Origin of the sequence: Catenuloplanes nepalensis (assembly GCF_030811575.1) — a bacterium.
Lineage (GTDB): Bacteria > Actinomycetota > Actinomycetes > Mycobacteriales > Micromonosporaceae > Catenuloplanes > Catenuloplanes nepalensis.
In genome coordinates, this window is record NZ_JAUSRA010000001.1 from 3,365,437 (window position 1) to 3,382,187 (window position 16,751).

General features: G+C 71.6%; 18 protein-coding genes. 7 read left to right on the plus strand and 11 right to left on the minus strand.

The features are described from left to right. Positions 1-350: 350 nt before the first annotated feature. The 4 genes from sodN to J2S43_RS14355 form a co-directional block, all read right to left on the minus strand. A complete protein-coding gene (sodN, locus tag J2S43_RS14340) occupies positions 351-755 on the minus strand; it encodes a superoxide dismutase, Ni (RefSeq protein ID WP_306829519.1) in 405 nt (134 codons plus the stop codon). A 1-nt stretch (position 756) separates the two neighbouring features. Beyond that, a complete protein-coding gene (locus tag J2S43_RS14345; protein ID WP_306829520.1) occupies positions 757-1,263 on the minus strand; it encodes a flavin reductase family protein in 507 nt (168 codons plus the stop codon). A 91-nt stretch (positions 1,264-1,354) separates the two neighbouring features. Further along, complete coding sequence (locus tag J2S43_RS14350; RefSeq protein WP_306829521.1) at positions 1,355-1,612, minus strand: YbaB/EbfC family nucleoid-associated protein; 258 nt, start codon at positions 1,610-1,612, stop codon at positions 1,355-1,357. A 68-nt stretch (positions 1,613-1,680) separates the two neighbouring features. Beyond that, positions 1,681-2,439 (minus strand): sulfite exporter TauE/SafE family protein, encoded by a 759-nt coding sequence (locus J2S43_RS14355; protein WP_306829522.1) that lies wholly within the window; start codon positions 2,437-2,439, stop codon positions 1,681-1,683. A gap of 156 nt (positions 2,440-2,595) precedes the next feature. Here J2S43_RS14355 and J2S43_RS14360 point away from each other — a divergent pair, with 156 nt between their 5' ends. The 3 genes from J2S43_RS14360 (at position 2,596) to J2S43_RS14370 (ending at position 4,829) form a co-directional block, all read left to right on the plus strand. Beyond that, positions 2,596-3,009: a PPOX class F420-dependent oxidoreductase gene (locus J2S43_RS14360; protein ID WP_306829523.1), complete on the plus strand. Its 414-nt coding sequence runs from the start codon at positions 2,596-2,598 to the stop codon at positions 3,007-3,009. A gap of 85 nt (positions 3,010-3,094) precedes the next feature. Further along, the gene (locus tag J2S43_RS14365; RefSeq protein WP_306829524.1) at positions 3,095-3,619 is read left to right on the plus strand and encodes an HAD domain-containing protein; all 525 of its coding nucleotides are present in this window, start codon (positions 3,095-3,097) and stop codon (positions 3,617-3,619) included. 55 nt (positions 3,620-3,674) lie between these two features. Continuing rightward, complete coding sequence (locus J2S43_RS14370; RefSeq protein WP_306829525.1) at positions 3,675-4,829, plus strand: EAL and HDOD domain-containing protein; 1,155 nt, start codon at positions 3,675-3,677, stop codon at positions 4,827-4,829. 246 nt (positions 4,830-5,075) lie between these two features. On the opposite strand, the gene J2S43_RS14375 is transcribed toward J2S43_RS14370, so the two are convergent. From J2S43_RS14375 to J2S43_RS14385, 3 genes are all read right to left on the minus strand, one after another. Beyond that, positions 5,076-6,449, minus strand: coding sequence for a glycoside hydrolase family 43 protein (locus J2S43_RS14375; RefSeq protein WP_306829526.1), 1,374 nt, complete (start codon positions 6,447-6,449; stop codon positions 5,076-5,078). 137 nt (positions 6,450-6,586) lie between these two features. Continuing rightward, positions 6,587-7,714: an RNA polymerase sigma factor gene (locus J2S43_RS14380; protein WP_306829527.1), complete on the minus strand. Its 1,128-nt coding sequence runs from the start codon at positions 7,712-7,714 to the stop codon at positions 6,587-6,589. Continuing rightward, positions 7,711-8,118 (minus strand): YciI family protein, encoded by a 408-nt coding sequence (locus tag J2S43_RS14385; RefSeq protein WP_306829528.1) that lies wholly within the window; start codon positions 8,116-8,118, stop codon positions 7,711-7,713. The genes J2S43_RS14380 and J2S43_RS14385 overlap by 4 nt, the downstream gene beginning before the upstream one ends. Positions 8,119-8,224: 106 nt before the next feature. On the opposite strand from J2S43_RS14385, the gene J2S43_RS14390 reads away from it, so the two are divergent. After that, a complete protein-coding gene (locus J2S43_RS14390) occupies positions 8,225-9,112 on the plus strand; it encodes a LysR family transcriptional regulator (protein WP_306829529.1) in 888 nt (295 codons plus the stop codon). Positions 9,113-9,167: 55 nt separating this feature from the next. Further along, positions 9,168-9,968: an SDR family NAD(P)-dependent oxidoreductase gene (locus J2S43_RS14395; RefSeq protein WP_306829530.1), complete on the plus strand. Its 801-nt coding sequence runs from the start codon at positions 9,168-9,170 to the stop codon at positions 9,966-9,968. 162 nt (positions 9,969-10,130) lie between these two features. Here J2S43_RS14395 and J2S43_RS14400 read toward each other — a convergent pair whose 3' ends face one another. Together J2S43_RS14400 and J2S43_RS14405 are read right to left on the minus strand one after the other, a co-directional pair. After that, positions 10,131-10,322 carry a hypothetical protein gene (locus J2S43_RS14400; protein ID WP_306829531.1) on the minus strand — a complete coding sequence of 64 codons (192 nt, stop codon included), beginning with the start codon at positions 10,320-10,322 and terminating at the stop codon, positions 10,131-10,133. A gap of 216 nt (positions 10,323-10,538) precedes the next feature. Further along, complete coding sequence (locus J2S43_RS14405; protein ID WP_306829532.1) at positions 10,539-11,789, minus strand: saccharopine dehydrogenase family protein; 1,251 nt, start codon at positions 11,787-11,789, stop codon at positions 10,539-10,541. A 114-nt stretch (positions 11,790-11,903) separates the two neighbouring features. Here J2S43_RS14405 and J2S43_RS14410 point away from each other — a divergent pair, with 114 nt between their 5' ends. Both J2S43_RS14410 and J2S43_RS14415 read left to right on the plus strand, forming a co-directional pair. After that, positions 11,904-12,617: a TetR/AcrR family transcriptional regulator gene (locus tag J2S43_RS14410; protein ID WP_306829533.1), complete on the plus strand. Its 714-nt coding sequence runs from the start codon at positions 11,904-11,906 to the stop codon at positions 12,615-12,617. Positions 12,618-12,753: 136 nt separating this feature from the next. Next, positions 12,754-13,434, plus strand: a complete 681-nt coding sequence (locus tag J2S43_RS14415; RefSeq protein ID WP_306829534.1) for a hypothetical protein — start codon at positions 12,754-12,756, stop codon at positions 13,432-13,434. Between the two features lie 56 nt (positions 13,435-13,490). Here J2S43_RS14415 and J2S43_RS14420 read toward each other — a convergent pair whose 3' ends face one another. After that, positions 13,491-14,330, minus strand: a complete 840-nt coding sequence (locus J2S43_RS14420) for a family 43 glycosylhydrolase (RefSeq protein ID WP_306829535.1) — start codon at positions 14,328-14,330, stop codon at positions 13,491-13,493. Then, a complete protein-coding gene (locus tag J2S43_RS14425; RefSeq protein WP_306829536.1) occupies positions 14,327-16,525 on the minus strand; it encodes an immunoglobulin-like domain-containing protein in 2,199 nt (732 codons plus the stop codon). The genes J2S43_RS14420 and J2S43_RS14425 overlap by 4 nt, the downstream gene beginning before the upstream one ends. Positions 16,526-16,751 lie beyond the last annotated feature (226 nt).

Below are 16,751 nucleotides of genomic sequence, written 5' to 3' on the forward strand. Positions count from 1 at the left end.
CGATTTGGCACACGTGATCGCTACGCTTCGGCGCTGAACCGGCATCGATGTCTGAAATATCATCGTAAAGCCGCACGGATGGATCGTCCAACTCGTTCATGCGCGCTGCGCGACTGAGAGTGGAATCAGGGACTGGCAGGGCAGCGGAAGTGCCGGACGCCTTGAGGCTTATTCGGCGGGGCGAGCCGAGGCCGCGTCGCCGCGGGTCAGTGCTGCACACCTCGCCGGCGGCTCCATGGGCGTGTCGGCGCGCAACGCGCTGAATAACCCTTCTGTCCCAATTCCGGGATGTGGTCCTGCTCAACGCCGACGGCGGCACCGGAGTAGCGGTAAGCAGAGCAAAAAAGGGGTCAGGCCTGCTTGGTTTCCCAGAAGATCTTCGAGATCTCCTCGATCTTCTGGAGGAGCTGGTCGGCGACGGCGGGGTCGGCGGAGCCCTTGGAACCGCCGGCGCCGGCCAGCTTGGTGGCCTCGTTGAAGAGGGCGTGCAGCTGGGGGTAGGTGGCGAAGTGCGGGGGCTTGAAGTAGTCGGTCCAGAGGACCCAGAGGTGGTGCTTGACCAGTTCGGCGCGCTGTTCCTTGATGATCAGGGCGCGGGTGCGGAACTCGGGGTCGGAGCTGGCCTGGTACTTCTCGGAGATCGCCTTGACCGACTCGGCCTCGATCCGGGCCTGAGCGGGATCGTAGACGCCGCAGGGAAGGTCGCAGTGCGCGCTGGCGACGGTCGACGGCGTGAGGAAACGCGGGAGACGCAACTCAGTGTCCTTTCGGGGCGGTGACCGTGCTGAACGTACGGTCGTGGTGGATCAGGCGATCGCCGGGGGTGCCGAGAAGGACCTCGACGACCTCGGCGACCACGACGGTGGAGGTGCCGACCGGCAGCAGGTGCAGCGGGCGGCAGCGGAGCGCGGCCTGGGCGTCGCGCAGCAGCGGCTCGCCGGTCGGGAGCGTGTCCCAGCCCTGGCCGGGTGTGAAGCGCGGGGCGCCGGGCTGTGCGAAGGAGCGTGCGACGGGCGCGTGCGCGGGGCCGAGCAGGTGCACCACGAACGACGGTGCGGCCGTGATGACCTGCGCGGACGGTGAGCCCATCACGGAGAACGACAGCGCGGGCGGGTCCACGGACACGGACGCGACGCTGGACGCGGTCAGGCCGGCCGGGCCGGCCGGGCCGGTGGCGCAGATCAGCGCTACGCCCGTCGGGTAGGCGCGGAACGCGTCCTTGAAGCGTGCGGAGAGGTCGGTGTCGATGCTGCTGGTGGTCACGTGGGTCCTCGCTCGCCGGGTTGTGCTCCGGAGAACGCTAAGACTTGAACCTTGCTTCAGGTCAAGTCGACCCGCGCGGGCGAGATCGGTGTCACGGCCTCCCGAGGTGGTTGAGCGCCTCGGTGAGCGCGCCGGTGAACCGGGCCATCTCGTCCGCGTGCGGGTCCGGCAGCGCGTCGTCGAGTGCGGCGTTCGCGGCGGTGAGCACCGCGGCGGCCATCTGGTCGACGTGCACGAAGCGCAGCCCGGGGTCGAGCCGGACGCCGGTGATCCGGCCGTCCGGGCTCGCGGTCACCGTGACCAGCCCGCCCAGCGCCTCGCCCCGGCCCTCCCGATGATTGTTGAGCACCGTCACCACATCCCCCCAGCGTGGTCGTCGGCGTACCGTGCCATTCGACCACGTGCATGCAAGGGCGTCTATGGAAATAGGGCCAGCTTGCCGATCGCGATCAGGCCGATCACCACGATCAGCGTGCGCATCACGATCGGCGGCAGCATGCGGCCGAAGCGTGCGCCGGCCACGCCGCCGAGCGTGGCGCCGGCCGCGATCAGCGCGACCGCGGTCCAGTCCACCGAGTCCCGGGCGACGATCACGAACGTGACCGCGGCGATCGCGTTGACGCCCGTGGTGAGCAGGTTCTTCAGGGCGGTGATCGACTGCAGTGAGGTCACGGTGAGCACGCTCATCCAGCCGACGAGGAGTACGCCCTGCGCGGCGCCGAAGTAGCCGCCGTAGATGCCCAGCACGTAGACGCCGGCCGTCAGCAGCGCGGCATGCGACGTACCCGCGGAGGGCTTGTGTTGTTGCAGTGTCCGCTGCAGGCGGGGACCCCAGACGACCATGACCAGGCCGAGGCCGATGAGCGCCGGAACGATCATGCGGAACGCCTCGTCCGGGAGGACCAGCAGCAGGAGCGCGCCGGTCAGGCCGCCTGCCAGCGAGGCGGGCAGCAGGCGGCGCAGCGCGGGTGCGTGCTCGGCGAGTTCGCGGCGGTACCCGAGCGTGCCGGTGATGCCGCCGCCGACCAGCCCGATGTTGTTGGAGATGTTCGCGACCAGTGGCGGATAGCCGAAGAACAACAGCGTGGGAAACGTGACCAGGGTGCCCGAACCGACCACCACATTGATCATCCCGGCCCAGAAGCCGGCGGCCAGGATCGCGAGCGCCTCGATCACGCGATCACCGTAGTTGATCGAGGCGGCGAACGGCCGCCGCCCTCGAATCCTCTGGCTCGGGCGGGGGCACGGATCTGGTGCCGCATGGATTGTGCGGGCTCTCGCCCGGTGGATTGATACAGTGCGGCTGCACCGGTGGCACGGGAGGCGGGCGGGATGTCGTTCACGGATGAGGAGATCGCCTATCTGCGGTCGCAGCCGGTGGGGCGGCTGGCGACGGTCGGCGAGGACGGGCAGCCGGACGTCGTGCCGGTGGCGTTCGAGTTCGAGGATGGCGTGTTCTGGGTCGGGGGCTCCGGGGAGTCCGTGTTGCGGACCCGGAAGTTCCTGAACGTCGCGGCCGGGAATCGGCGGGTGGCGCTGGTGGTGGACGACATGGTGTCGTTCGATCCGTTCGTCGTGCGCGGGATCCGGATCTACGGCGACGTGGACGGGCCGGTGGAGCGGATCGGCATGATCGGGCCCGGGCATTTCCTGCGGATCGTGCCGTGGGTCTCGTGGAGCTGGAACATGGCTGGCGAGCCGGTGGGCGCGGCCTGGTACGAATCGCGGCGCGCCGATCACCCCTGACGCGCGCGGTCAGGCCGGGGCCGGCGACGTAGCAAGCGGGAAAATCCGCTGGGGTTCGGCAGTCGTGGCGCATTAGAGTCGCCGCATGCCTGGCGTCCCCTTGATCCCGCCGGTGTGGCTGCTGGACGTCGACGGGGTGATCAATGCGAAGAAGCCCGGCTGGGGCGGGCCGCCGCTGCGCCGCGACGTGTACTCGCCGGGTGACGACTACACCTATCCGCTGCGGTTCGCGCCCGCGCTGATCGTTCGCCTGCGGGAGCTGATCGAGGCGGAGCGGGTGGAGGTGCGCTGGTGCACGACCTGGTGCCCGGAGGCGCACCTGCTGGAACGGGCATGGTCGCTGCCGCCGCTGGCCGTCGCGCTCACCCAGCGGCCACTGCCGCGCGGGGCGGAGTGCTGGCCGCTGAAGTACCGGGCCGCGCGGGACGTGCTGGACGTCGAGGGCCGGCGGCTGATCTGGACCGACGACGAGGCGCTGCCGCGGCCGGGCCCGGACCGGGACGCGCTCACCGCGGGCGGCCGCGCGCTGCTGATCGCGCCGGACTCGCGCCGTGGCCTGCAACCGGCGGACCTGGACGCGATCGACCGGTTCACCGCGGAAGCCGGGTGACGGCCGCGTTGCGGGAAAGGTTCAGCTCCGCACCCGCGACGCCGATACAGCGGCCATGTCCAACTCCCCCGAAGGTGCGCGCGCCGCGCGGACCGTACACGTGGGCCGCCAGGCGGTTCTCGATCGCAAGCGGGCGGTCATCGGTCACGAGCTGCTGTTCCGCCGCGACTCGGCGTCGCTGGAAGCGACCCATCGGGACTCCGGCGCGACCAGTCAGGTGATCGTCACGTCGATCACGGACATCGGGCTGGAGTCGCTCGGCGCGGGCGGCCGGTGCTTCCTCAACCTGACCCGCGAGTTCGTGACCGGGGAGCTGCCGCTGCCGTTCGGGCCGGACAAGGTCGTCCTGGAGATCCTGGAGACGATCGACGTGGACGACGCGGTCGTCGACGGCGTGCGCCGGCTGGTCAACGAGGGCTACGAGGTGGCGCTGGACGATTTCGTGCCCGGCACCGGCGCGGACCGGCTGCTGCCGCTGGCCGCCTACGTCAAGGTCGACGTGCTGGAGTCGACCCGCGACGACATCCTCGCCACGCTCGCGCTGTGCCGCACGTACCCGCACATCACGGTGATCGCGGAGCGTGTCGAGAACGCGGAGCACATGGAGTTCGCGCTGGCCGCGGGCTTCGACGGCTTCCAGGGCTATGCGATCTCCCGCCCGGAGGTGGTCTCCGCGCCCGCGCTCCCCGCCCCGCGCCTGCGCGGCATCGAACTGCTCGGCATGCTGGTCGACAACAAGTTGCCGCACTCCCAGGTCGATTCGCTGATCACCTCGGACGCCACGCTGTCCGTGCGCATGCTCGCGGCCGCGAACGCGGACCCGCTCGGTCTCCCGGTGCCGGTCAAGTCCGTGCAGGAGGCGATCCTGCTGCTCGGCGAGGACCGGCTGCGCGACTGGACCACGCTGATGCTGGCCGGCGACACCGTCGGTGACGAGGAGGTGCTGCGCCAGACCCCGGCAGGTCTCGGCCGTGCCCGGATGGCCCAGAACCTGGCCCGCCGCCTCAACCTGCCGGCCGACGAGGCGTTCGTGGTCGGCCTGGTCTCCACGGCCGCGGAGGCGCTCGGCACGCCCACGGCGGAGCTGGCCCCGCGCCTGTCGCTCAACGCGGAGATCACCGACGCGCTCACGGACGGCACCGGCGCGCTCGGCAACCTGCTCGGCCTGATCACCGCCTACGAGGTGATCGATCCGCCACGACATGGGTGAAGGCACGGATCGACATCATCGAAGGCGAGAGGCGACAACCGATCTTCCCGCTCCCGGCGTGGCCGAGTTGCGAGTGCTCCCGCGGGCACCGGTCGGCCGCAGGCGGCCTCCCTGTCTGTTGAGTGGGTGGTCCCGCTCCACACCGCGAACCCGAACCCCAAAACCTGATCGAGGGGTCTCCCATGTCGTTAGAACGACATGGGAGACCCCTCGGCCAGGAGCTGCCCGCGCGGAGCGTAGGGGTGGCTAGGACGTCACGCGGAAGGTGGCGTCGGCGCGGGCGGTGGCATCGGTGACCGGGTCGATGCGCAGCGCGTAGTTCAGGTGCCGCAGGTAGCGGTCCGGCACGTTGTACGACCGGAACGACGACCAGGCGCCGTCCGCCAGCCCGGCCACCCGGGTGAACGTGGCGTCCGCGCGGAACGTCGCCGTGTTGTCGTTCGCGTCCAGCCTGATCTCATAGTTGAGGTGCCGCAGGAACCGGCCCGGGTAGTTGACCGACTCGAACGACACGCCGGACGAGTCCGCCAGCCCGGCCACCATCCGCCACAGCTGGTCCTGATGCGGGTCGAACGGGTACGCGTCGATCCGGCCCAGGTTGTTCGCGTGCCGTACGTACCGGTCGGGGAGGTTCGAGCTCTTCAGACGCACCCAGTTCGGCAGGCCCCAGCGGCTGACCAGCGCGCTGTACTCCGCCGCGCTGATCCCGGCGATCGAGCCGTGCTTCGCGTTCAGCGGCGGCGTGTAGTCGCGCTGGTTGAGCGCGGTCCACGAGTTCGCGCCGACGTTCGACTGCGACCAGGCGTAGAAGTCGTTGTTGACCGGGCTGAACGAGTCGCCCCACAGCCGCCAGCCGTTGCCCTCGTTGTTCCTGACCAGCAGCGGCGCCTCCATCGCGTCGCCCTGCCGGAGCCCGCCGGTGTACGTCGTGTAGCTGTTCGCCGCGCCGGTGGAGGAGCGCGCACCGTACAGCAGACCGGTGGTGAGGTTCTTGTAGTAGAGGTAGAACGTGGACCCGTCGACCACGACGTCACCGTCCAGCACCGGGAACCCCGGGCTGAAGTAGACCTGGTTCGCGCTGACCGTCCGGAAGTCCGACGTGTAGTTGACCATGAACACGTCCGTGCCGTTGTTCGCGGAGTAGACGATGCCGTACTGCCCGCGGGCCGCGTCCCAGAACGCGGTCGGCGCCCACGTGTGGGTGTTCAGCGTGTGCATGCGCACCCGGCGGTAACCCGTGAAACTCGTCAGATTCGTTGAGTCCCACACGTGCAGGTACTGGTTGTTCTGCCCGAAGTCGGTGCCGTTGAGGTCGGTGGCGAGCACGACGAACGTGCCGTCCTGCTTGCGGAACACGAACGGGTCGCGCAGCCCCAGCGTGCCCGCGGTCGGCGTGACCACCGGGTTGTTCTGGTTCAGCGGCGCCCAGTTCAGCCCGTCCGTGGAGACCGCGAGGTGCAGCCCGTAGTTCGCGCCGCTCATGTTCGGCGTCTCGGTGAAGTAGGCGAAGACGTACGCGGTGTTCGCGGCCAGCGCGGCCCGCGGGGCGGCGAGTGCCCCGGCCCCGGCGGCCGCGCTCAGCGCCGCGAGACGGTGGAAGGATCGGCGGGACAGAGGCATGGCGGACTGTCCTTTCACGTCACGAGGGATCGTCGCATACCGGAAACATGCCGGTTATAAATCGACGTGAGGTGATGTTAGCGCTCACCCTGACTATGTCAATGCCGCTCGCCTTGGTCTTGTTAGCGCGCACATGTCTAGGTGGGACGGGCGTTCAACCGGGCCGCCTGCCGGGTCAGGTGGTCACGTTCGGCCAGGTCGAGAGACCGCGCCGCGGCCTCGGCGTAGAGCCGCGCGGCCACCGCCGGCTCCCCGGCCCGCTCGTGCAGGTGGGCCGCGACCGCGCGATAGCGGGGCAGCGTGTCGTCGAGCGCCGCGAGCGCGGCCAGCCCGGCCCGCGGCCCGTCCGCCTCGCCGACCGCGACCGCGCGGTTGAGCCGCACGATCGGGCTGTCCGTCAGCGCGGCCAGCTCGTCGTACCACTCGAGGATCTGGACCCAGTCGGTCTCCGCCGCGACCCGCGCGTCCGCGTGCAGCGCCGCGATCGCGGCCTGCGCCTGGAACTCGCCGAGCCGGTCCCGGGCCAGCGCGGCCTGCAGGATCGCCACGCCCTCCGCGATCATCGCGGTGTCCCAGCGGCCCCGATCCTGCTCGGCCAGGGGTACCAGCTCGCCGCGCGGCCCGGTCCGGGACGCCCGCCGCGCGTGGTGCAGCAGCATCAGCGCGAGCAGCCCGGCCACCTCCGGATGGTCGATCGCGGACGCGAGCTGCCGGGTCAGCCGGATCGCCTCCGCCGACAGATCCACGTCGCCGGAGTAGCCCTCGTTGAAGACCAGGTAGAGCACGCGCAGCACGGTGGCGACGTCGCCCGGCCGGTCGAGGTGCACGCCGGACACGGTGCGCTTGGCCCGGCTGATCCGCTGCGCCATCGTCGCCTCCGGCACCAGGTACGCGGCCGCGATCTGCCGGGTGGTCAGCCCGCCGACCGCGCGCAGCGTCAGCGCGACCGCGGACGACGGCGTCAGCGACGGGTGCGCGCACAGGAAGTACAGCCGGAGCGTGTCGTCCCGCTCCCGCGCCGGGCCGGGCGGCGGCTCCCGGTCGGCCAGTTCCTCGCGCCGGCGGCGGGCCGCGTCCGCCCGGGTCGCGTCCACGAACCGGCGCCAGGCCACGGTGATCAGCCACGCCTTCGGATCCCGCGGCGGGTCGCCGGGCCACACCCGCAGCGCCTCGACCAGCGCGTCCTGCACGGCGTCCTCGGCCGCCGCGAAGTCTGCTCCGCGGCGGACGAGGACCCCGAGCACGGCCGGGACGAGCTCCTTCACTCGGTGATCGTGTGCGACGTGGTCAGGAACGGCCGCAGCTCCAGCCACTCGTGGATCGGCTTCCCACCGGCCCCGGGCGCGGCCGACAACTCGCCGGCCAGCTCCACCGCGCGCTCGTGGCTGTCCACGTCGATCACCATCCAGCCGGCGATCAGGTCCTTCGTCTCCGCGAACGGCCCGTCCGTCACCGGCGGCCGGCCCTCCCCGTCGTACCGGACCCACTCGCCCACCGGCGCCAGCGCCTGCCCGTCCACGAACTCGCCGCTCTCCCGCAGCCGGTCCGCGAAGTCGTTCATGTACGCCACGTGCGCGGTGACCTCCTCCGGCGCCCACTGGGGCATCGGCACGTCGTTCACCGCCGCCGGCGCGCCACGGTAGTGCTTGAGCAGCAGATACTTCGCCATGATCGGTCTCCTCGGTCATCCGGTGCGACCCATTGTCGCCACCTTCACCCCGGAGACGGAGCCGCCACCACGATCTCGACATCCGCCGTCATGCAGAATTCGCATCATGGTCCCCGATCTGGATCTGCGGCTGGTGCGGTACTTCACCGTGGTCGCGGAACACCTGAACTTCGCGCGTGCGGCCGAGGAGCTGCGGGTGGCGCAGCCGTCGCTGAGCCGGCAGATCCAGCGCCTCGAGGCCGCACTCGGCGTGCGCCTGCTGGAACGCACCACCCAGGGCAGCCGGCTCACCGCGGCCGGCGCCGCGTTCCTCCCGGAGGCGCAGCGGCTGCTGCACGACGCCGGACAGGCCGTGCGCACCGCACGCGCGGCCACCACCACGATCACCATCGGGTACGCGGAGGACCTCCTCGTCACGCCCGCGGTCCGCGACCTGCGTCACCGGTTCCCGGGCGCGCGGGTCCGCACCCGGCACCTCGGCGCGCAGGACACCGGCGCGCTGGCCGACCGGCGGGTCGACGCGCTGGTCACCCGCACGCCGCTGCCGGCCGGCGACCTCGACGTGACCGTCCTCCACGACGAGCCGCTGGTCCTGGTCGTACCCGCCACCCACCGCCTGGCCGGCAAGGAGTCGGTCGGCGCGGCCGACGTCGCCGCGGAACCGCTGGCCGGCTGCGTCGGCATGGGCGCGGACTGGATCGGCTTCTGGCGCCTCGAACCGCGCGCGGGCGGCGCACCGGCCCCGCTCGGCCCGGGCACGGCAGACAGCTACGACGACAAGCTGGAGGCGATCGCGGACGGCACCGCGGTCGCGGTGCTCCCGGCCGGCGACCGCCGCTTCACGCTGCGCCCCGGCCTGGTCACCGTCCCGATCACCGGGGCCGGGCCGTGCCAGGTCGTCGTCGCCACCCGCGCGGGCGAGACCGACCCGCTGGTCGCCGAGTTCGTCCGTTCCGCCGCCCGGCTGCTGACCGGTGATGCACCCGCCGCATGACGGGTTGCGGAACGGGCCTTGGACGGAACCGCCGCGGGCCAGGTTGGCTGGGCACATGACCGTCGACTACCACGCACAGACCGTTCTGCTCACCGGCGCCGGCTCCGGCATCGGCGCCGCCTTCGCCCGCGCGCTGGCCGCCCGTGGCGCGAACCTGGTGCTCGTCGCGCGCCGGGCAGACCGGCTGACCGCGCTCGCGGACGAGCTGCGGCGTACCGTCAGGGTCGAGGTCTTCGCCCTTGACCTGTCCGCCCCGGACGCGGCGAGCGAGCTCCTCCGGGCCACCGCCGACCGCGACATCCGCGTCACCAGCCTGATCAACAATGCGGGCGTCGGTTCGTTCGCGCTCTTCGCCGACGCGGCGCCCGGGTGGCTCGCCACCGAGATCGCCGTGGACGTGGTGGCGCCGGTGCAGCTCACGGCCGCGTTCCTGCCGCAGCTGAACGGCTTCATCATCAACGTGGCCGGCGTCACCGGCTATCTCCCGTCGCCCCGGATGGCCGTCTACAGCGCGGCCAAGGCGTTCATGCTCAGCTTCACCGAATCGCTCTGGACCGAGCTGCGCGGCACCGGCCTCACCGTCTTCGCCGTCGCCCCCGGCGGCACCCGCACCGAGTTCACCACCGGCATGGGTACGGACGCGGCCGTGCTCACCTCCGGCCGGCTCCGCACCCCGGACGACGTCGTCACCACCGCCCTGCGCCATCTCGACCGCCGCGACCCCGGCCCGGCCGTCGTCGACGGCGCCGCCAACCGCCTCACGCTCACGCTGACCCGCTTCATGACCCGCCGCCGGACCGCCACCATGATGTCCCGCATCTTCGACCCGGCCCGCCTGACCCGCGCGGCCGGCTGATCACGACAGCGGCACGTCCACGGCTTCGACGTCCGGGTGGTCACTTCCGTATATTGGAAGATCGAGTCCGGATGATGGGTCCATCTGTGCCTGGGGTGTACCTGTCCCGGGTTCGGACGGCGTGCCGTGGCGGCGTCGGTGGGAACCGCCGGACAGGCGTCATCACCGGTTCTGGGAGCGGCGCTCGTCGTACCAGGCGTGCAGGGCGGCGATCGCGTCGTCGCGGGAGAGGTCCGCGTGCGCGAGGTGAAGGTCCTGGAGGAACCGGATGGCCGCGCCGACCTGCCGTCCGGCGGGGATGCCGAGGATCCGCATGACCTCCGAGCCGTCCAGGGGCGCGGGAACGTCCGGCAACCCCGAACGGACCGATGGCCGCGTTCAGGCGATAGGACATCCGACCTCCACGGCACACGGCACCTCTACGATCACCCGACCATGCTGGCCGATCAGCCGCCCTCGGCGCATCCCGTCCCGGCCCGCCGGACGACCGGGCAGCGCTTCCCGCACCGGTTTGTGCCCATGAGAGTCGCGGCACCGTCGAGACGTCCTCGACGGTGCCGGAATTCCGGGTCACGCGGCCTGGAGGCCGGCCGGGACGGGGGCGGGGGTGAGTTCCTGGAGGCCCCACGGGCTGCCGTAGGCGGTGAGGAGGTCGAGGAACGGGCGGGCCGGGAAGGCTTCGGGGCCGAGGACGCCGATGCCGGTCCAGGTGCCGGAGGCGAGGAGTTCGAGGGCGATGACCGGGTTGATGGCGGTCTGCCAGACGACGGCCTGGCAGCCGTATTCGGACATCGACCACTCGTTGTCGACGACGTGGTAGAGGTAGACCTCGCGCGGTGCGCCGCGGAACGTGCCGCGGACCCAGGTGCCGGCGCAGGTCTTGCCGCGCATACGGGCGCCGAGCGTGGCGGGGTCGGGCAGGGTGGCGGCGACGACGTCGCGCGGCGAGACGGTGACCGGGCCGGAAGGACCAGGAACAATGATCTTGTCGGTACGGTCGAGGCCGATCTGGTGCAGCATGCGCAGCGTGCGGATGAACTCCTCGCCGAGGCCGTACTTGAACGTGACGCGGCGGGCCGGGACCCAGCGGGGGATCAGCAGCACCTCCTCGTGCTCGACGTTGACGCACTGGACCGGGCCGATGCCCTCGGGGAAGTCGAAGACCTCGGGCTCGCTGAACGGCGCGGTGGTGAACCAGCCCCGGCCGGCCTCCCAGACGACGGGCGGGTTCAGGCACTCCTCGATGGTCGTCCAGATGTTGAACGAGGGCGCGAACTCGTGGCCGTCGACGGTCAGGTTCGCGCCGTCGCGTACGCCGATCTCGTCGATGTCGTCGAAGAGTGCGTCGGCCGCGTGCCGGGCGAACACGTCGGACAGGCCGGGCTCGACGCCCATGCCGACCAGCGCGAGCCGGCCGTCGCGGGCCCACGCGCCGTCGCGGGCGAACTGGTCGTCGCCGAGCTTGACGCCGCACCGGGCGTAGGGCGTGTCCGGGTGCGGGCGGGACAGCGACATCGCCATGTCCAGGTAGGTGACGCCGGCCGCGTGGGCGGCGTCGAAGATCGGCATGACGAAGCGCGGGTCGACCGCGTTCAGCACCACGTCGGCGCCGGTACGCCGGATCAGCGCGGTGATCTCCGCGGGGTCGGCGGCGTTCACCTGCTCTGCGCGGAACCGGGCGTCGCGGACCGCGGTGACGGCGGCCTGAGCGCGGCCCAGGTCGTAGTCGGCCACCACCATCTCGTCGAAGAACGCTCGCCGGGCGGCGATCCGGGTGATCGCCGTGCCGACACCGCCTGCACCCAACAGCAGGACTCGCATGGGGGAGAGACTCCAATCGAATTCCAGGCAACGTTGTGGGGCCCCGTAGCTGATCAAACGCGCCCCCGCCACGTAAGGTCAACTGTGTTGGCATAAGAATTCCGGGGAGGGCCCGTGCCGAAGACGGTGGTTCCGGAGGAGAAGCGGCGCCGGCGGCGGCCCACGCGCGGCGGCACGGTGCTGTCCGAGACGCTGATCGTGGACACCGCGTTGCGGCTGCTCAGGGAGCACGGCAGCGCGGGCCTCAGCGCGCGGCGCCTGGCCCTGGCGCTGGACTGCGACCCGAGCACGCTCTACCGCTACTTCCGCGGCATGGACGAGCTGACGCTTGCGATCGGCGACACACTCATCGGCCAGGCGCTGCACGGCTGGACGCCGGCCGGCGCGTGGCGCGACGACCTGCGCGCGCTGGGCCTGCGGATCCACGCGGCCTACGTGGCGCATCCGCAGGCGGCGGTGCTGACCACCAGCCGGGTCACCGGCAAGACGAACGAGCTCGCGGCGGACGAGGCCGTGCTCGCGGTGCTGCGCGCCTCCGGCCTGCCGGTGCGCGAGGCGGTCGCGGTCTATCACGCGTTCATCGACCAGACGCTCGCGTTCGCCGCGCTCGACGCGGCCTCGCTCGCGCTGCCGAACGCGGCGCTGCTGGCCGAGGAGGAGGTGTGGCGGTCCACCTATGCCCGGCTGCCGTCCGCCACCCACCCGCGCATCGCGGAGGCCGCGCCCCTGCTGGCCACGCAGATGGTGTCGAGCGCGTTCCCGGCCGCCCTGGAGCTGCTGCTGGACGGCGTGGCGGCCCGCCTGCACCGCGCCACGACTTCGTCGTGATCGGAGCGGCGGAAGTCAGTGCGGCAGCGTATCGCGGGCGAAGCGGGAACCGGCCGACTGGTGCGCGGGCTGTGGCGTGTGCCCGCGCGGCGGGACCGGGCGCGCGCGGACCGCGCGGACGCGGCATGCTGTCAGGGTGATCGGGCTTGTCGTGGTGGCGTGGGTCGGGGTGGGGGTGGCCGCGCTGCTGTGGGGCCGGTCGTGGCTGCGGTGGCTGCGGCTGCGGCGCCGGCCGGTGCTGCAGGCCGACCAGCTGTCCGGGGTGAAGGACGGCAGCCCGGTGACCGTGGGCGGGACCACGGCGGCGGACAACGGGCGGGTGGCGCCGTGGTCGCGGCTGCCGGCCGCGTGGCACGAGGAGACCGTGCGCCGCGGGCACCGCGAGCCCGGCGGTGGTTACGTCGACTGGCGCACCGATGTCGAGCGCGGCGAGGGCGACCTCGGGATCCTCCACGGCGGGGCGCGGGTCGAGGTGTCGGCGGAGCTGGCCCGGCAGGGGCTGTTCGCGCTGCGGGCACCGATGATCGAACGGTCCTATCAGGACAACGGCCGCGAGCGCGACGGCGACCGGCGGCCGTTCGCGGTGGCCGAGCACATCGTGCGGCCGGCCACCGCGATGATCGTGACCGGCACCCTGCTGGTCGAGCCGGACGGGACGCGGCGCCTGATCCGGGGCGGCTGGGCGGACGGCACGGCGGAGGGCGATCCGCGTGAGGTCCGTGGGCGGTACGCGGCGTACCGCCGGAAGGTTCTGATCGTGGGCGGTGTCCTGCTGGCCGTGGCGGCCGGGCTCACCGCCTGGATGATCGTCGGTTAGAGCCTGTATCGACGTGAGGGCCGCGCCGCAGCCCGTCTGCCACGTCGATACAGGCTCTAGAACACCGGAACGATCGCGCCGTCGTCGGTGAAGTGCAGGCGGTCGATGGCGGTCTCGCGGTGGGTGCCGTCGCCGCCCGGGATCGCGAACCGGTGGTAGGCGATGTACCAGTCGTCGGTGCCGGGCGCGCGGGCCACCGAGTGATGGCCGGTGCCGAGGATGCCGCGCGCCTCGTCCTTGGCGAGGATGACGCCGCGCCGGTCGCTCCACGGGCCGAGCGGGTGACCGGAGACGGCGTAGGCGACCCGGTAGTCCGCGCTGCGCGTGTCGTTCTCCGACCACATCAGGTAGTAGACGCCGTCCCGCTCGATCACGAACGACGCCTCGTTGTAGCCCTCCGGCGTGTAGACGCGCACCTGGTCCGGGTCGAACGAGACCATGTCGTCGTGCAGCGGCACCTGATAGCTCGCCCCCTGTCCCCAGTAGAGGTACGACCGGCCGTCGCCGTCGGTGAGCACCATCGGGTCGATCATCTGATGCGGGTACGCGTCCGCCGCGATCAGCGGCTTGCCGAGCGCGTCCCGGAACGGCCCGGCCGGGGAGTCCGCGACCGCGACGCCGATCGCCTTCTCCGCGCAGAAGTACAGGTAGTAGCGCCCGTTCTTCTCGATCGCGGCCGGCGCCCACGCGTACGCGTCGCCCCAGCTGATGTCCGTGGCCAGGTCGAGGATCACGCCGTGGTCGGTCCACCGGGTCAGGTCGGTGGAGGAGTAGGCGCGGAACCGGGTGCCGGACCAGTCGTCGAAGCCGTCCGTGGTCGGGTACAGCCAGTACGTGTCGCCGTAGACGACGAGGTGCGGGTCGGCGGTGAATCCGGGCAGCACGGGATCGCTCATGATCCGGGAGAGTACGCGGCACGCAGCGCCGCGTGCTCCGCCGCGGTCACCGGCAGCACCGTGCCGTGCCGGGGCCGGGACGGCAGCGCGTAGTCCGGCGACACGGTCCACACGCCGGAGGCCAGATCGGTGGTCTCGAACGGCACGTAGCCGCGCCCGCCGAACTCGTCGACGAACAGGTACCACTTCCGCTCGGTGTTGGACTTGAACACCAGCGGGCCCTCGCCGCGGGCCAGCGCGCCGCTGCCGATGCACTCGGCGATGAAGTCCCACTCCGTGTCCAGCAGCGTGGCCGAGCGCTCCGCGATGATGAACTTGCTGCACGGGTTGGACGAGCCGGGGTTCCGCTCGTCCTTGGTGAACCGGTAGTACGTGTCCCCGTCCTTGATCACGGTCGAGTCGATGACGGAGTAGCCGGGGTCCTTCCACACCCGCGGCTCGCTGAACGTGTGGAAGTCGCGGGTGGTCGCGAACATCATCCGGTTGTACGAGTCGCCGGTGTGCTGCGGATCGCCGGGCGCGTAGAGCTTCGACGCCCAGAACACCACGTACGCCCCGAGTGTGGTGTCGTAGTAGGCCTCCGGCGCCCAGGTGTTGCCCGCGGTCTCCGGCGACACCTGGACCAGGCGCTGGTCGGTCCAGTGCACCAGATCCACCGACTCCCACACCATGATCGAACGGCTGCCGTGGCGCTGCGCCGCGTCCCAGTCGCCGTTGCCGTAGATCCGCAGGTCGGTGGCGATCTGATAGAACTTGTCGCCCTCCGGCGAGCGGATGATGAACGGGTCGCGCAGGCCCTTCTCACCCAGCGTGGAGGTGAGCACGGGCGCGCCGCCGTTCAGTTCGTCCCAGTGCAGCGGGTCGTCGCCCCGGCTGAGTGCGAAGTGGACCTGCTCGCCGTCGGCCGTACCCTCGCCGGTGAAGTAGCTGAACAGATAACCGGCGAACGGCTCCGGCCGCGGCCGGGGCAGCACGGTCGCGGTGAACGTGCGCCGGGCCCGCGCCTCGCCGCGGGTGACCGTGGCGGTCAGCCTCACGCGTGCGGTGTGCCGGCCGCGGTGCACCTCACCGGACGGCGTGATCACCCTCGGGTCGGACGACCGCCAGGAGATCGTGGTGCCGTAGAGCCCGGCCTGCGGCAGTGTCAGGTCGCCGCGCACCGCGTCCAGGTCGTGCAGCGTGATCGCGGCGGTCGCCTCGGCCACGGCGGCCCGGTCACGCGGCAGCGGCTTCACGCTCACCCGGAACCTGGCCGTGCGCGACACCGGGCCCGCGCCGATCACCGCGGTCAGCACCGCGCGCCCGGGCGGTGCGCCGGGCGCCGGCCGGGTGATCACGCCGCGGTCGCTGATCACGGACGGGTCGCCGCTGGTCCAGGCCACGGTCGCGCCGAGCGCGTTCGTGGCCGGCAGCGCCAGATCCGCGGTGAGGCCGGTGGTGTCGCCGAGCGTGAGCGCGCCCGCGACCAACTCCTCGTTGAACGGCCGTGCCAGCTCCGCCACCTCCGCCGGTTCCAGCGCCCGATCGTAGACGCGGAAGTCCCGCATCGCGCCCCGGAGCAGCTTGTCCGCGGCGTAGAGCGAGCGACCCAGATGGTTCGCCGAGGTGCTGCCGCCGCCGATCGCGCCCGGCGTGACCGTGACCGCGGTGTTCCGCCCGATCTCGGCACCGTCCTCGTAGAGCACGCCGACGCCGTCCGCCTGCGTGTAGGTCAGGTGCTTCCACACGCCGCGGGCCAGCCTGGTGGACCGCTGGGTGTTCTGCTCGCCGGACCAGTTGCCGGTCGTGATCGCGGTGCGCAGGTGGTCACCGGTCGCGAAGAGGTAACCGTTGCCGTTCGCGCCGCTGGTGTTGCCGAAACCGTACAGAAAGTAGGGCGTGGCCTGGGCCGGGTCGACCTTCACGTCGAACGAGACGGTGATCGCGTCCAGCCCGGCCATCAGGTTCGCGGGCGCCGACACGAACGTGCTGGTGCCGTCGAACGTCAGCCCCTGCGCGCCGGTCCAGCCCGCGGCGCCGGCCACGGTGCCGTGCCGGCCGTGGCCGGACGAGTCCACCGCCACGGTGCCGGACGTGGTCTCGGTCAGCCGGTAGTGCAGCAGTGGCCCGGAGCCGGGCGCGGCGGAGGCCGGGACAGGGACGGCGAGCAGTAGCAGGGACAGCAGCGGCACGAGCGCGCGATTGATGGCGACCACGCCGGAAGTGTCGGCCGTCGCCGGCACCGCCGTCAACACCCATGTCAATGCCTCGATGCGCCGAATCGCGGGCGCCACCTGGGCGGCCCGGGGGAGAAGCGGTCACGACGATCGGTCACACACGGTTCGCGTCGATGACAACCCCGCAACAAAGCGTGTCCACCCCGTGACTCCCAGCGGTCGGATCTACCACAGTGATCCGTGAGGAGCGACCCGGGGAGTGGCT